Genomic DNA, 15,078 nt, shown 5'->3' with positions numbered 1-15,078 from the left:
ATTCAGCTATTTTTAGGAGGATTTTTTTAATGATTTCAGTTAACGATTTTCGTACAGGATTAACAATTGAAGTAGATAACGGTATTTGGCGAGTAATGGATTTCCAACATGTAAAACCAGGTAAAGGGGCAGCTTTTGTTCGTTCTAAACTTCGTAACCTACGTACAGGTGCTGTTCAAGAAAAAACATTCCGTGCTGGAGAAAAAGTAGCAAAAGCTCAAATCGAAACACGTAGAATGCAGTATTTATATGCAAATGGTGATCAACATGCTTTCATGGATACAGAAACATACGACCAAATCGAATTAAACTCATCACAAATTGAGTATGAGTTAAAATTCTTAAAAGAAAATATGGAAGTTCAAATTGTTATGTTTGGTACAGAAACTCTAGGAGTTGAATTACCAAACACAGTTGAATTAGAAGTAACAGAAACTGAGCCAGGAATCAAAGGTGATACTGCTTCAGGTGGTACGAAACCAGCTACAGTAGAAACTGGCTTAACAGTTCAAGTTCCATTTTTCATCAACCAAGGTGACCGTCTAATTATTAACACATCTGAAGCTTCATATGTTTCACGTGCGTAATTAAATTTTTTGATAGAAAAAAGCGATACCAGGAAAACGTAACTGTTTCCGAGTAGAGTTACAAAAAAGTAAATCCCAACAAAAAAAGTGCGAATTCACATCCGAATTCGCGCTTTTTTTGTTGATAATTCAACGTATTGGGATTTTTAAAAATTTCCTATTTGTAATTAACAAACAGTTTCTTAGTGTGAAAAAGCTTGTTGAACAAATGGAACTATGTGCTAAAACAAATGGAAAACTATAGTTATTTATTGATACTAATTAAAACAACCTAAAGTTAGCAAGATAAGATAATTCAATAGTTGGTGATCATATTGTGTAAGATGAATGGAAATGCCCAGTTAACTAATGAATATATATTATTGAGTGCACACATACGTCCTATGTCTATTAAAAGTCGAAAAAATAGTTAAAAGTTTTCAATTATCGATTTGAATTTGAAGTACCCCAATAACCTATTTATAAGGAATTTAAGGTACAAAGAAATTAGTGGAATGGAGCGTAAGACACTTGACTCCAGGGGGAGGTAAAGGAAAGGTCGAGACCTCACAGGCGCAGCGAGGAGGCTTGACTTCCTCCCCGGCGAATCTTGAGTCTGCAGCGAAATGAAACGAACTAGTTTTTAAGTTTAACTATATTATATAAAAAACTGAATCAAAGCAGCTTAAACTCTTAAAACACCTCCAATATAATAATTTTTTCCTCACTTGTTATTTTCCATTTCAGAAACATCACTACTTCAAAGAATAAATTATTCATCCCTCAACACTTTCATTTACAAATACTTGTCTAAATTCCTTTCCAAACGCATATGGTGTAAAAACTGTATCGTTAAGGAGGAGACTATGAAACGTTTTTTCGGACATTTTGATTCTACTGTTTTAACTATGGCTGGACTTCGAATTTTATCTGCATCTATCGAATTAACAGCAGCAATTTTGATGCTTGTATTTAATGATGTTAAAAAGGCGGTAACAATTAATTCCTTACTCGCGATTGTTGGACCAGTTATTTTTATCGTAACAATGACAATTGGTATTTTTCATATTGCTGATCAACTATCATATGCAAAACTACTATTTATTGGACTAGGTGTGTTTTTTATTTTATTTGGAATTTATAAATAGGTTATAAGAAAAACTTCCTGACATTTAAGTCATGAATGTGGCCAAGCATGCATACATTGATAGTAACGAATTGGTTAATAGGGGGAAGCTTTATGAAAGAAATAATTGAAATGCTTCCAGAATCAATTAGTAACGAAATAAAAAAAATACATCCTGCTAGTTTACAGCGTATCGAGGAAATACGAATACGTGTGATGAAAAGGGTGGAGGTTACAATTGTTGGAAATCCTGTGTTTCTTTCATATGTTGTGACATATGAAGATTCAATGAATTTACTAAACGAATTAAGTCATTATTCAATTTACACACTTGAGGATGAGTTGAAAAAGGGCTATATAACAGTTCGTGGTGGACATCGTGTTGGCCTTTCTGGAAGAGTCATTACTGAGAATGGACGAGTTAAAGCAATTCGAGATGTGACGTCCTTTAATATAAGAATTGCTAAACAAAAGATAGGGATCGCAGATAAATATGTTCCCTTTCTTTATGAACAAAGGTGGTTGAATACGTTAATCATTGGTCCTCCACAAACTGGGAAAACGACTATGCTAAGGGATTTTGCCCGATTAATCAGCAGCGGCTATAAAGAGATTGATTCAAAAAAAGTGGGAATTATTGATGAAAGATCTGAAATTGCAGGCTGTGTAAAAGGTGTTCCACAGCATCAGCTTGGTGAACGTGTCGATGTACTTGACGCCTGTCCTAAAGCGGAAGGGATGATGATGATGATTCGTTCTATGAGTCCAGACGTTTTGATTGTTGATGAAATAGGGACAATTGAAGATGCTGAATCGGTATTAGAGGCTGTTCATGCTGGTGTTCAATTATTTGTCACAGTACATGGATATAAAATGAGTGAGTTAAGAAATCGTCCAAGCTTAAAGCCATTATTCGATGCTCACGTATTTGATCGGTATATGGAATTAACTAGAAAAGAAGGACCTGGTACTGTTCAACAAATTCTTAATAAAAGTGGTCAGCAATTATTAACTGAAAGAAGTGTAACAACATGATTAAGTGGGTCGGTGCGATTTTAATTGTCATTGCCACAACATGGGTTGGGTTTGAAGCTGCCAAGCATTTGAGCGAAAGAACACGCCAGATTAGGCAGCTAAAGGTTGCTCTTCAATCCCTAGAAGCGGAGATAATGTATGGACATACCTCTTTAATTGTCGCAGCACAAAATATTTCCAAGCAAACACCAAAACCGTTAGCGTGGTTTTTTGAACAATTTGCTGAAAAATTAACTAAGGGTCATACAAGTGTAAAGGTGGCATGGGAAGAGAGTCTTCAAGATATATGGAAGTTTACAGCATTTAAACAAGGTGAATACGAGGTTTTAAAACAGTTTGGAGAAACCTTAGGACAGCATGATCGTATTTCGCAACAAAAGCATATTAAATTAACATTAACACATCTTGAACGAGAAGAAGCAGATGCAATTGATCGACAAACAAGATATGAGCGAATGGTTAGAAGTTTAGGTGTTTTAACAGGAGTATTGTTAGTTATTTTATTGATGTAGTAGTCGAAGGGAGTCTTAGCAATGGGCGTAGATATTAACACGATCTTTCAAATTGCCGGGATAGGAATCGTCGTTGCATTCCTTCACACAATTTTAGATCAAATGGGAAAAAAGGAATATGCACAATGGGTTACTCTTATTGGCTTTATTTATATTTTGTTTATGGTGGCATCAATTGTAGATGACTTATTTAAAAAGATTAAATCTGTCTTTCTTTTCCAAGGGTAAAGGGGGCGCTCTCAATCGAAATTATCCAAATAGTTGGCCTAGGATTAATCGCTACATTTCTAGCCTTAATCGTTAAAGAACAAAAACCTACCTTTGCCTTTATGCTTGTTGTGTTTGTTGGATGTGTTATTTTTTTGTTTTTAATAGATCAAGTTTATGAAATCATTCGAATGGTTGAACGAATAGCCTTAAATGCGAATGTGAATTTAATCTATGTAGAAACAATCCTAAAGATTATTGGTATTGCCTATATAGCTGAGTTTGGTGCCCAAATTACGAAGGATGCTGGACAAGGTGCGATTGCCTCAAAAATTGAATTAGGTGGAAAAATCTTAATTCTTACAATGGCGATACCAATTTTAACAGTAATTATCGAAACAGTTCTTGAAATGATTCCAGGTACTTAAAAATAGATAGATTACTAGAAAGTGTTTAGCTGGAGGTGTGATTTATTGAAAAAAGTGCTTACTTTCATTGCCCTACTTTTTATCTTTCTATTAAACCCATTAGATGTACAAGCTTTAACAACACCTCAGCAGGTAGATAAAACAGAAACTGAAGGAGCGGAAGCTGTTGATCCTAATACGTTTGTAAATGATCAAGTGGAGCAGCTTGATATTGATGATATTAAAACCTACTGGGATAAAGTCATGACAGAGTATGGTGGGTTTTTACCTGAAAGTCAAAAAGGAAGCTTACTTCAGTTTTTAAGTGGAGAAAAAGAATTATCCTTTCAAGAATGGATGAAAGCATTATTGAAATTTATGTTTCATGAATTAATTGCAAATGGAAAGCTATTAGGCACATTAATTCTATTAACAATTTTTAGTATGCTATTGCAATTATTACAAAATGCGTTTAACCAAAGCACAGTAAGTAAGGTAGCATACGCTCTTGTTTACATGGTATTAATTATTATTGCATTAAATAGTTTTCATGTAGCAATCGAATATACAAATGATGCAATTCATGCGATGACAAACTTCATCTTGGCTTTAATTCCTCTTTTATTAGCATTAATGGCATCAGCAGGTGGTATTGCCTCTGCAGCTTTTTTCCATCCAGTTATTATTTTCCTTATGAATACAAGTGGATTACTGATCCAAAATATCGTATTACCTCTGCTTTTCTTATCTGCATTATTATATATCGTTAGTACGCTAACAGATCAATATAAAGTAACCCAGCTTGCTGGATTACTTAGAAATATAAGCATCGGCTTGTTGGCTTCTTTCCTAACTATTTTTCTCGGAGTAATTTCTGTTCAAGGAGCGTCAGCAGCGATTACGGATGGCATTACTATTCGAACGGCAAAGTTTATAACAGGAAACTTTGTACCAGTGTTAGGAAGGATGTTTACAGATGCTACTGATACAGTGATAAGTGCTTCCGTTTTACTGAAAAATACAGTAGGTGTATTGGGAGTGGCGGTGTTATTATTCATTGCAGCTTTCCCGGCAATAAAGGTATTATCTTTAGCTTTCATTTATAAATTTGCTGCTTCCATTTTACAGCCACTTGGTGGTGGACCAGTTATTGCTTGTTTGGACATTATAAGTAAAAGCGTTATCTATATTTTTGCAGCATTAGCAATTGTTTCATTGATGTTTTTCTTGAGTTTAACTGTCATCATAGCAGCTGGTAATTTAACGATTATGATGCGATAGGGGGAATCTACTATGTCATTTTTAACTGAATGGATCACCAATATTATCGTATTTATTTTACTGGCTGTGGTAATAGATCTTCTTTTACCTAATTCATCGATGCAAAAGTATGCAAAAATGGTCATTAGTCTCTTATTAATCATCGTTATTATTAATCCAATCTTTAAATTATTTTCAAAAGATATGAATGATGTACTCTCAGAATTTACGATTACATCAGCCTCTGAAAACGAAAACACAAAAAATTTAATAGAATTTCAAAAAAAAGAAATACAAGCCTCACAACGTGCATATATTTTAAAACAGATGGCTGTCCAAATGAAAACAATGGCAGACGAGGAGCTGGTGGATAAATATGATGTCATGATTGATAAGATCCTTCTTTCCGAATCAAACCAAGTTGCAAACATTCAGTCTCACAAAGATTTGCAAGAGATCCAGGTGGTTCTAAAAAAGAATCAACAGGATCAAGTAGTTGAAAATGGAGATGTTGATACCGTTAAGCCGGTTTCAATTGATACATCAAGAGTCATACCAAAGGATGATGCAGGAGACGAAGTGGATGCAGAAAAGATTGCAGCAGCACTAGCAGAAATTTGGGAAGTAGAAGTAGAAGTCATCAAACTCCAAGTGGAAAGGGGGGAGGAGTCATTAGATGAGCAATAAAGAAACGCTTATGCAAAAGCTGAAATCTTTACTTGGCCAGTCAGATTCTAAAAAACCATCTAAATATCATTATTTTATTCTTGTTTTTATCCTAGGTATTGCTTTCATGCTCGTTAGTAATCTATTTACTAGTGATACTAATCAAACTCAAGAAGCTCTACCTACAGCTTCAACAAGTGCAACAGAAGAAAGCACCGAAGTCTTTAAACAAGAAAAAAGCAGTAATTCAGGCTCCATCTCTGATTATGAAGATGAGTATGAAAATCAGCTTAAAGAAGTGTTAGAAACAATATCTGGTGTTGGAGATGTTTCTGTCGTGGTGAATGTTGATGCAACTGCTCAGAAAATTGTCGAGAAAAACCGGGTAAATCAAACGCAAGTAACGAAAGAAACCGACCGTGAAGGCGGAACAAGAGAAGTAGAAGATCAATCAATTGATGAAGAAGTTGTCATCATTCAGGATGGTGAGAAACAGACTCCACTTGTTATACAAACGAAAAAACCAGAAATTCGTGGAGTTCTAATTTCTGCTGCTGGGGCTGATAACATTCATATAAAAAAAACAATTATCGAATCAGTTACTCGGGTATTAGGTGTTTCAAGTCACCGAGTAGCAGTAGTCTCGAAAAAAATGAAGGAGGATGAATAGATTATGTTGAAAAAACAAACAGTTTGGTTATTAACAATGCTAAGTTTAGTGGTGGTTTTATCTGTGTATTATGTGACAAGTCCAGAAGGTGGAGCAGGTAATATGGCAATGACTGGTGAGGAACAGGCAAATGATGCTACAGCAACGGAAGAAACAACTGAAGGAGCAACAGAAGAACAACCGGCAAAAGAAGAGGGTGCTGAAGAAGGAACAGAGGAAGGCACTGAAAAGGGAGAAGAAGCTGAAGCTGAGGGTGAAGTTCAAACAGAAGAATTTGAAGATGGAACAGTTATTTCTAGTGTAACAAATGCAAGTGATGAATTATTTACAGAGCTTCGTTTACAATTAGATGATCAACGTAATGAGTTAAAAGAGCAATTACAAGCTATTGTAGCAAGTAATGATGCTTCTCCAAATGAAAAGAACGATGCATATGATGAAATGGAAGCATTAACTGATGCAGCGAAAAAAGAAAGCATTATTGAAACGCTTATTAAATCAAAAGGTTATGAAGATGCTTTAGTAAGAGCAGATGGTAACAATGTGAAAATTACTATAAAAGCTAAAGAGCATGACAAATCTTCTGCTAATAAAATTATGGCTCTTGTAAGTGAAGAGATGGATAATATGGAAGATGTAATTGTTACATTTGAGCCTGCTCAGTAATAGATTAATAACAAATGGTCAATCCTATAATTGGGATTGGCCATTTGTGCGATAGGGTGTTTAGATAACTTTAAGAATTTCTCTTTTAAATCATTGTTTTTATCAACTTTGCTGCCTTAAAAAAATTGTTAGGAAGAATAGAATCCGTTCCATTTCGCTGCAGACACTTCCTTTCCGCGGGGAGGAAGTCAGGCTCATCGGCTACGCCTGTAGGGTCTTGACCTTTCCTCTTCACCCGCAGGAGTCAAGTGTCTTCCGCTACACTCCACTATACTTTTTAAACTTTAATAAAGGCTCTTTTCTGAAGGATTAATGCTATGTTGCTAATTAATTAAATTTCCCTTTAGCAACAAGGTGATTATCCTTTAGAAGGCAAGATTTTAAAACAAAAGATGCCAATAAATTTTATACAGTGCTATTTTCTTCAGATAACTATAGCAACAAAATTTTACAAAAAAGCCTTAATAAAAGTTGTTTTATATTACTGTTATTTTACGAGAAAACTTTTTAGGTTGATTGTAGCGGAAGGTGCGAGACTCCTGCGGGAGCAGCGGGACAGGTGAGATCCCACAGGCGCTTGCGCCGAGGAAGCTCACCGCCCGCCCCGCGGAAAGCGAGCAACCTGTAGCGGAAATCAACCATAAGCAAAACTTATTTATAACAACAAAGTTAGAATTTATATCCAATTTTCAAAAGATCTTGGAGTAAATAAAACAGTTATTCCTTCGATTAGATATAAAATAGGTACAATTGTTGTTGAATTTGTTTAGGGTTATATCGTAAGATAGAAATATAAGACTTAGTTTTAGTACTAGATTATAATTTTTAAAGAGATCGTGTATTTTGACTTTAATACATGATTATATGATTGAAGGGGTGCCTAAGCATGCTAAAAATACAAGAAATAAGAGAGATCATTAAATTAATCGATCAATCTTCTATTAACGAATTTTCATTTGATCAAGATGGTACAAAAATTAAAATGAAAAAACAATTACAAGAAGTAGAAACAGTTGTCCGTAACTCAGTTGCACCTGCTGTTGAAACAATTCAAGCACAGCCAGTTACACAATCTGCACCTGCACCTGCTGCTCAACCTGTTGTTGAAGCGGTAAAGCAGGAGGAAACAGTTGAAGCAAGTGCTGATACATCAAATTTACATAAAATCACTTCACCAATGGTAGGAACTTTTTATGCAGCATCTTCACCAGATGTTGGTAACTATGTAGAAGTTGGATCAAAGGTGACAAATGAAACAGTCGTTTGTATAGTTGAAGCGATGAAACTCTTTAACGAAATTGAAGCTGAAGTTAAGGGTGAGATTGTTGAAATACTTGTACAAAATGGACAACTTGTCGAGTATGGCCAACCTCTATTCCTTGTAAAGCCTGAATAAGGAGCTTATAAAATGATAAAGAAATTACTTATTGCCAACAGAGGAGAAATTGCAGTTCGAATTATTCGAGCATGTAAAGAACTTGATATAGAAACTGTAGCAGTTTTTTCAGAAGCTGATCGTGAAGCATTACATGTCCAACTGGCTGATGAAGCTTATTGTATTGGACCAAAGCTATCAAAAGATAGTTATTTAAATTTCACAAATATTATTAGTGTCGCAAAATTGACAGAAAGTGATGCCATTCACCCTGGTTATGGATTTTTAGCAGAAAATGCTGATTTTGCAGAGCTTTGTAGTGAGTGTAATATCATTTTTGTTGGCCCGAGTGCAGATGCGATTTCTAAAATGGGTACAAAAGATGTGGCAAGGGAAACAATGCGTAAAGCTGGCGTTCCAATTGTTCCTGGTTCAAAAGGAATTATAGAAGACGTTGAAGACGCAAAAAAATTAGCCAATGACATGGGCTATCCTGTTATAATTAAAGCAACAGCAGGTGGCGGTGGAAAAGGTATCCGTGTAGCAGCTGATGAGCAAGCACTAATCAAAGGTATTCAAATTACACAACAAGAAGCTGCAACAGCCTTTGGTAATCCTGGTGTTTATATTGAGAAATATATTGAGGATTTCCGCCATGTTGAAATTCAAGTAATGGCAGATACACATGGTAATACGATTCATTTAGGTGAACGTGATTGTTCAATTCAGAGAAGGCTACAAAAACTAATTGAAGAAACTCCATCACCAGCACTTGATCAAGAAATACGTGCGCAAATGGGAGAAGCAGCTGTAAAGGCTGCTGAAGCAGTAGCATACACTGGTGCAGGTACAGTTGAATTCATCTTCGACCATGTAAATAAGAAGTTTTATTTCATGGAAATGAATACACGAATTCAAGTAGAGCATCCCGTAACTGAAATGGTGACAGGAATTGATTTAATTAAGGAACAAATCAAAGTTGCATCTGGTGAGAAATTATCTGTTACTCAAGAAGAGGTTACCTTTAACGGATGGTCAATTGAGTGTCGTATTAATGCAGAGAACCCAGCTAAAAATTTCATGCCTTCACCAGGGAAAATCGCGATGTACTTGCCGCCAGGTGGTCTAGGTGTTAGAGTAGACTCAGCAGTATATCCAGGCTATTCAATCCCACCATACTATGATTCAATGATCGCAAAATTGATCACATATGGCGCAACAAGGGAAGAAGCGATTGCACGAATGAAGCGTGCATTAAGTGAATTTGTGATAGAAGGTATTTCTACAACAATTCCGTTCCATTTAAAATTATTAGAGCATGAAAAATTTGTAAGTGGGGATTTTAATACAAAATTCCTTGAATTATATAAAGTAATGGAATCGTAAAAAACACATGGAGGTGCTAAAACCTTGAAAGATACAAATAATGTATTAGAAATGAATCAAGAAAACAATGGTTTAGGCAAGGTGGAAATTGCTCCAGAGGTAATTGAAGTAATCGCGGGTATTGCAGCTTCTGAAATTGAAGGCGTTGCTTCAATGCGCGGTAATTTTGCTGCAGGTGTTGTTGAACGACTTGGTAAGAAAAACCACGGTAAAGGTGTAAAAGTGGATCTTACAGAAGAAGGTATTATTATTGAAGTGTATTGTGTGATGATTTTCGGTGTTTCAATTCCAACAGTTGCACAAAAAATTCAAGACAATATCCGTCAGGCATTACTTAACATGACTGCTTTAGAAGTGAACGAAGTAAACATTCATGTTGTAGGAATCCAATTCGAAACAAAAACTCAGGATGTTGAAATAGATCAAGAAATGTAAAAGGTTATTTCTACATTAATTAAAATAGAGATAGAAGCAAATTAAAACCAGAGGGTTAGACTCCTTTGGTTTTATTTGTTTTAAATTTGCTCTTGAAATCAAAATTATTTGGGGTTTATCCATGTATTAGGTATAGAACTTGTTTAAACATCCAAGATTATTGAATAAAGGAGAAACGGATTAGTTGTTTTAGTAGGGAGATGAGAGATCACTAGAGCTTAGCTTACGTGAAGGCTCCCGGGTAGTAAAATAGATTATTTTCCATGAGGAAGCAAAAGCATCTAAGGAGATCAGCAGCTAAGTTTAAAGAGAACAAGAAAATAAAAGCCTTTTCATATGGGAAATATGTAAAACAATCCATTTTCGGCATGAATCTAAAAGACAGATATGGTATGATCACTTTATGACATTTTCGACATTTTTAAACATTAAAGGAGCAAGTAAAGAATGAAGCGAAGAACAGCGAGAGAAAAGGCACTACAGGCGTTATTTCAAGTGAATGTAAGTGATACAGATCCGAACGAAGCAATCGAACATGCGTTAGAAGAAGGAAATCAAGATGAATTTATGAATAAGCTTGTTTTTGGTTCTATTGAGCATGAAGTAGAATTAGACGAACTCATTACACCCCATTTAAAAAATTGGACAATCGATCGGTTAGCTAATATTGATATTACAATTCTACGTATGGCAGCATATGAATTGAAATACGAAGAAGATATTCCGAAAAATGTAACAATTGATGAAGCGGTTGAGTTGGCTAAAGCATTCGGGGATGATCATTCTAGTAAATTCGTCAACGGTGTTCTCTCTAAAATTAAACAAAACCTAGAGGGTTAATCACTAGTATCGAGGAGGAATTAGGAATGGCAGCAATCATAATTGATGGAAAGCAATTATCCACATCAAAAAGAAACGAACTAGCTAAAGAAGTAGAAGAAATTAAAGAGAAGGGTTTACTTCCTAAGCTTGTTGTTATTTTAGTAGGAGATAATCCTGCATCACTATCTTATATTAGAGGAAAACAAAAGGCTGCAGAAGAGATTGGAGTAGGCTTTCAGTTAGAGCACTACCCAGAATCATTTACAGAAAAGGAATTGCTTGATGTAATTGGAAATTACAACAACAATGATGAGTATCATGGAATTTTAGTTCAACTTCCACTTCCTGCTCATATCGATGAAACAGCTGTTGTGGAGACAATTTCTCCTCTAAAGGATGTTGATGGATTCCACCCAGTAAATATTGGACGTATGATGACTGGCCAAGAAACGTTTTTACCTTGTACACCAGCTGGAATCGTTGAAATGATCAAATCTGTTGGTGTTGAAATCGCCGGGAAGAATGTTGTTGTTGTTGGAAGAAGTAATATAGTTGGTAAACCTGTAGGACAGCTCCTACTAAATGAACATGCGACTGTAACATATTGTCATTCAAAAACAAAAGATCTTTCTTCTTATACAAAAGAAGCTGATATTTTAGTTGCCGCTGTAGGACGAGCTAATTTTATTAAAGGTGAAGACATTAAACCTGGAGCTGTTGTTATAGACGTAGGAGTTAACCGACTTGATACAGGTAAACTTTGTGGAGATGTAGTTTTTGATGAAGCTAAGGAAGTGGCAAGCTACCTTACTCCGGTTCCTGGTGGAGTTGGTCCAATGACAATTACTATGCTTGCTCATAACACAGTACAATCTGCAAAACAATTTCTTACGAAAAAGTGATGTTTTTAGCGGAAGACAATCTACTGTGGGGTTTACTGGTAAAAGTCTGCACTCTGCAAGTCAGGCTTAGTAGGTACGACTTACTCCCAGTAAATACAGTTTCTGATATAAAAATCACTTTACATAAACAATCAAAAAACTTAAATTAGAGTTTCATACAAAGGGTTTGACTTTATCAACAGAAAACAAAATATAGGCTTTTTGTATCCTAAAAGCTATATACCGTTCTGTTGGGGTCTGACCCTTTGCTTATGCATGTAATAAAAAGGGGGTTGTACAATGAGTGAAATAAAATATGTAACTGTTACAGCCTTAACAAAATACATAAAGCGAAAATTTGATGTTGACCCACATTTATCGGACATATGGATAAAAGGAGAAATATCAAATTTTAATTTACATAGCCGTGGGCATATGTACTTTACACTTAAAGATGAAAAAGCACGAATACAAGGAGTTATGTTCGCAGGAGCAAATAAATCTCTAAAATTTAAGCCAGAGAATGGTATGAAGGTTTTATTACGCGGAGAAATATCAGTTTATGAACAAAGTGGTGGATATCAGGTTTATGTAAAAGAAATGCAACCAGATGGTATTGGCAGCTTGTATTTGGCGTATGAAGAATTAAAGAAAAACTTACAAAAAGAAGGGTTATTTGATTCGATCCATAAAAAGCCAATTCCAAAATACCCTAATCAAATAGGTGTCATCACTTCTCCTACTGGGGCAGCTATTCGCGATATATTAACAACCATTAATCGAAGATTTCCAATGGCGAAAGTGATATTAATTCCTGCTTTAGTTCAAGGTGTTCAAGCGGGAGCATCTGTAGCAAAAGCGATTAAAACAGCAAATGCATTAGAAACGCTAGATGTATTAATTGTCGGTCGCGGTGGAGGATCAATTGAAGAGCTTTGGGCTTTTAATGAAGAAATTGTTGCTAGAGAAATTTTTGCTTCACAAGTACCTATTATATCCGCAGTTGGACATGAAACTGATTTTACTATCGCTGATTTTGTGGCAGATTTACGTGCACCAACACCAACTGGAGCTGCGGAGCTAGCTGTTCCTCATTTTAATGAGTTATTAGACCGGATTTCAGATCGTAAAAACAGATTGAAAAGATCTATTCAGGAAAAGATAACCTCAAATCGAGACAAACTTTCCCACTATCAAGGCTCTTATGCATTTAGATATCCTAAACAGCTTTATCAACAAAAAGAGCAGCAATTGGATACGATTGTTGATCGATTACAAAAGGAAGGTCGAAGAGCTATTACTCATAAAAAAGACTCCTATGTAGCTCTAAAGAACCGACTTGGGAATGAACATCCTTCTGATCAAGTGAAAAGAGCAAACGAAGCATATATGTCTTTATTGAAGAAGTTGAATCGAGAGATGTCTTCTGTGTTAACACATAAAACCTCGCAATTTAAAGCAACAATTGATAAACTTAATGCATTAAGTCCACTGAAAATTATGGATAGAGGATATAGTATTGTGTATCAAGAGAAGCAGCTCATAAAAAGTATAAATCAAGTACAATCAGGCCAAATGCTCAAAGTACAACTTAAAGACGGTCAGCTTGATTGTCAAGTAAAGGGAATAGAGGAGCGTACAATTAATGAGTAAAGATAAGGAACTAAAAGAGGAAGAAGTTTCATTTGAACATGCTATGCAGCAGCTTGAAGAAATTGTTGGGAAGCTTGAAGAAGGGGACGTACCTTTAGAAAAAGCAATTGATTATTTTCAAAAGGGAATGGTTCTCTCAAAGCTTTGTCATGACAAGCTACAGCATGTTGAAAAACAGATGGATTTTATTTTACGAGAAGATGGTGAATTAAAGCCATTTGAATTACAGGAGGAAGAAAAATCGTGAGTAGTGTATTAAGCGATTTTTTACAATCTCGAAAGAAAACCATTGAAACACGCCTTCCCGATTATATAAAAGAGCTTAAGGCTCCTGAAACAATTAAAGAGGCAATGCTTTATTCGCTCAAAGCGGGTGGAAAACGTTTAAGACCAATTTTGGTGCTTGCTTTGCTTCACACGTATGGTAAACGGGAGGAGTTAGGGATTGCAACTGCGTGTGCGATTGAAATGATTCATACGTATTCACTAATTCATGATGACTTACCGTGTATGGATGACGATGATTTAAGAAGAGGAAAGCCAACCAATCATAAAGTTTATGGGGAAGCAGTTGCTGTGCTAGCGGGTGATGGTTTATTAACACAGAGCTTTTCTTTAATAGTCAATGATCCTTATTGTTCATTAGAAAATAAGCTTCGACTTGTTTCAGAGCTTGTAAATGCAGCAGGTGCACAGGGAATGGTTGGAGGGCAAATTGCTGACATGCAAGGTGAAGCGAAAGCCTTAAGTCTTGAGGAACTTCAGTCTATACATGAAAATAAAACAGGTAAATTGCTACAATACAGTATCATTTCTGGTGCTATTTTAGCAGATGCTCCTGAAAATGATATTGAAAAGCTTAGGAAAATTGGGTATCATCTTGGACTTGCCTTTCAAATTCGAGATGACATATTAGATATTGAAGGAAACGAACAAATTATCGGAAAACCTGTTGGCTCTGATACTTTAAATGAAAAAACAACATATCCGAAAATTTTAACGATGCAAGGCGCTAAGGCAAAGCTAGATGAGCATATAAAGCAAGCAAAAGAATTAATAGACGATTTATCTGTTCAATCATCCATTCTTGTTCAAATCTGTGAATTAATCGCAAATAGAGATCACTAAAAAGCAAATTGCGAAATGATGTAAACCGTTTCCATAGGTAACGGTTTTTTACTGTTTTATTCAGGTGTTTTTCGTCATCAATTTCGTTTTATATAGAATACTCTATGGCAAAAGGCAATTGAAACAAATTCCTTAATAATCTAAAAATAATTAAAAGAAACAAAGTGTGCAAAGAGCATGATGAAATAAAAGTAATTTGTTAAATATAAGTTTTATTAATTAAAGCTATTGTTTCAAAGTAATAAAAATTAGAAACTTCCATTGAGTTATTTATCTTACTATA

18 protein-coding genes are annotated in these 15,078 nt (G+C 35.3%); all 18 read left to right on the top strand.

All coding sequences use genetic code 11. The features are described from left to right. The first annotated feature begins 29 nt into the window (after positions 1-29). The 18 genes from efp to JOC75_RS12595 all read left to right on the top strand — a co-directional run bounded on the left by efp (position 30) and on the right by JOC75_RS12595 (position 14,795). On the top strand, positions 30-587 hold the full coding sequence (efp, locus tag JOC75_RS12680; RefSeq protein ID WP_204954417.1) for an elongation factor P: 558 nt from the start codon (positions 30-32) through the stop codon (positions 585-587). An 845-nt stretch (positions 588-1,432) separates the two neighbouring features. Further along, positions 1,433-1,714: a YqhV family protein gene (locus JOC75_RS12675; RefSeq protein WP_146946360.1), complete on the top strand. Its 282-nt coding sequence runs from the start codon at positions 1,433-1,435 to the stop codon at positions 1,712-1,714. A 92-nt stretch (positions 1,715-1,806) separates the two neighbouring features. Then, positions 1,807-2,727, top strand: coding sequence for a stage III sporulation protein AA (gene spoIIIAA / locus JOC75_RS12670; RefSeq protein WP_204954416.1), 921 nt, complete (start codon positions 1,807-1,809; stop codon positions 2,725-2,727). Next, a complete protein-coding gene (spoIIIAB, locus tag JOC75_RS12665; RefSeq protein WP_204954415.1) occupies positions 2,724-3,239 on the top strand; it encodes a stage III sporulation protein SpoIIIAB in 516 nt (171 codons plus the stop codon). Before spoIIIAA ends, spoIIIAB begins: the two co-directional genes overlap by 4 nt. A gap of 21 nt (positions 3,240-3,260) precedes the next feature. Continuing rightward, positions 3,261-3,467, top strand: a complete 207-nt coding sequence (spoIIIAC, locus tag JOC75_RS12660; RefSeq protein ID WP_026558844.1) for a stage III sporulation protein AC — start codon at positions 3,261-3,263, stop codon at positions 3,465-3,467. Then, the gene (gene spoIIIAD / locus JOC75_RS12655) at positions 3,443-3,874 is read left to right on the top strand and encodes a stage III sporulation protein AD (protein ID WP_193559348.1); all 432 of its coding nucleotides are present in this window, start codon (positions 3,443-3,445) and stop codon (positions 3,872-3,874) included. Before spoIIIAC ends, spoIIIAD begins: the two co-directional genes overlap by 25 nt. Positions 3,875-3,919: 45 nt before the next feature. Next, entirely contained in the window at positions 3,920-5,134 is a 1,215-nt protein-coding gene (gene spoIIIAE / locus JOC75_RS12650; protein ID WP_239589447.1) for a stage III sporulation protein AE, read from the top strand. A 12-nt stretch (positions 5,135-5,146) separates the two neighbouring features. Further along, entirely contained in the window at positions 5,147-5,800 is a 654-nt protein-coding gene (gene spoIIIAF / locus JOC75_RS12645) for a stage III sporulation protein AF (protein ID WP_204954414.1), read from the top strand. After that, entirely contained in the window at positions 5,790-6,449 is a 660-nt protein-coding gene (gene spoIIIAG, locus JOC75_RS12640; protein ID WP_204954413.1) for a stage III sporulation protein AG, read from the top strand. Before spoIIIAF ends, spoIIIAG begins: the two co-directional genes overlap by 11 nt. A 3-nt stretch (positions 6,450-6,452) precedes the next feature. Further along, positions 6,453-7,115 carry a SpoIIIAH-like family protein gene (locus JOC75_RS12635; protein WP_204954412.1) on the top strand — a complete coding sequence of 221 codons (663 nt, stop codon included), beginning with the start codon at positions 6,453-6,455 and terminating at the stop codon, positions 7,113-7,115. Positions 7,116-8,001: 886 nt separating this feature from the next. Continuing rightward, positions 8,002-8,511 carry an acetyl-CoA carboxylase biotin carboxyl carrier protein gene (gene accB / locus JOC75_RS12630; protein WP_204954411.1) on the top strand — a complete coding sequence of 170 codons (510 nt, stop codon included), beginning with the start codon at positions 8,002-8,004 and terminating at the stop codon, positions 8,509-8,511. 12 nt (positions 8,512-8,523) lie between these two features. Beyond that, positions 8,524-9,876, top strand: coding sequence for an acetyl-CoA carboxylase biotin carboxylase subunit (gene accC / locus JOC75_RS12625; protein ID WP_204954410.1), 1,353 nt, complete (start codon positions 8,524-8,526; stop codon positions 9,874-9,876). A gap of 24 nt (positions 9,877-9,900) precedes the next feature. Continuing rightward, the gene (locus JOC75_RS12620) at positions 9,901-10,311 is read left to right on the top strand and encodes an Asp23/Gls24 family envelope stress response protein (protein ID WP_158638531.1); all 411 of its coding nucleotides are present in this window, start codon (positions 9,901-9,903) and stop codon (positions 10,309-10,311) included. Between the two features lie 447 nt (positions 10,312-10,758). Further along, positions 10,759-11,151, top strand: coding sequence for a transcription antitermination factor NusB (gene nusB / locus JOC75_RS12615; RefSeq protein ID WP_204954409.1), 393 nt, complete (start codon positions 10,759-10,761; stop codon positions 11,149-11,151). Positions 11,152-11,177: 26 nt separating this feature from the next. After that, positions 11,178-12,035: a bifunctional methylenetetrahydrofolate dehydrogenase/methenyltetrahydrofolate cyclohydrolase FolD gene (gene folD / locus JOC75_RS12610; protein ID WP_204954408.1), complete on the top strand. Its 858-nt coding sequence runs from the start codon at positions 11,178-11,180 to the stop codon at positions 12,033-12,035. Between the two features lie 279 nt (positions 12,036-12,314). After that, on the top strand, positions 12,315-13,667 hold the full coding sequence (gene xseA / locus JOC75_RS12605) for an exodeoxyribonuclease VII large subunit (protein ID WP_204954407.1): 1,353 nt from the start codon (positions 12,315-12,317) through the stop codon (positions 13,665-13,667). Continuing rightward, a complete protein-coding gene (locus tag JOC75_RS12600) occupies positions 13,660-13,914 on the top strand; it encodes an exodeoxyribonuclease VII small subunit (RefSeq protein ID WP_146946348.1) in 255 nt (84 codons plus the stop codon). The genes xseA and JOC75_RS12600 overlap by 8 nt, the downstream gene beginning before the upstream one ends. Further along, positions 13,911-14,795, top strand: a complete 885-nt coding sequence (locus JOC75_RS12595) for a farnesyl diphosphate synthase (RefSeq protein ID WP_204954406.1) — start codon at positions 13,911-13,913, stop codon at positions 14,793-14,795. The genes JOC75_RS12600 and JOC75_RS12595 overlap by 4 nt, the downstream gene beginning before the upstream one ends. Positions 14,796-15,078 lie beyond the last annotated feature (283 nt).

Origin of the sequence: Metabacillus crassostreae (genome assembly GCF_016908395.1) — a bacterium.
In the GTDB taxonomy this organism is placed as follows: Bacteria; Bacillota; Bacilli; order Bacillales; family Bacillaceae; genus Metabacillus; species Metabacillus crassostreae.
This window is presented reverse-complemented; position numbering and strand designations above follow the sequence as displayed.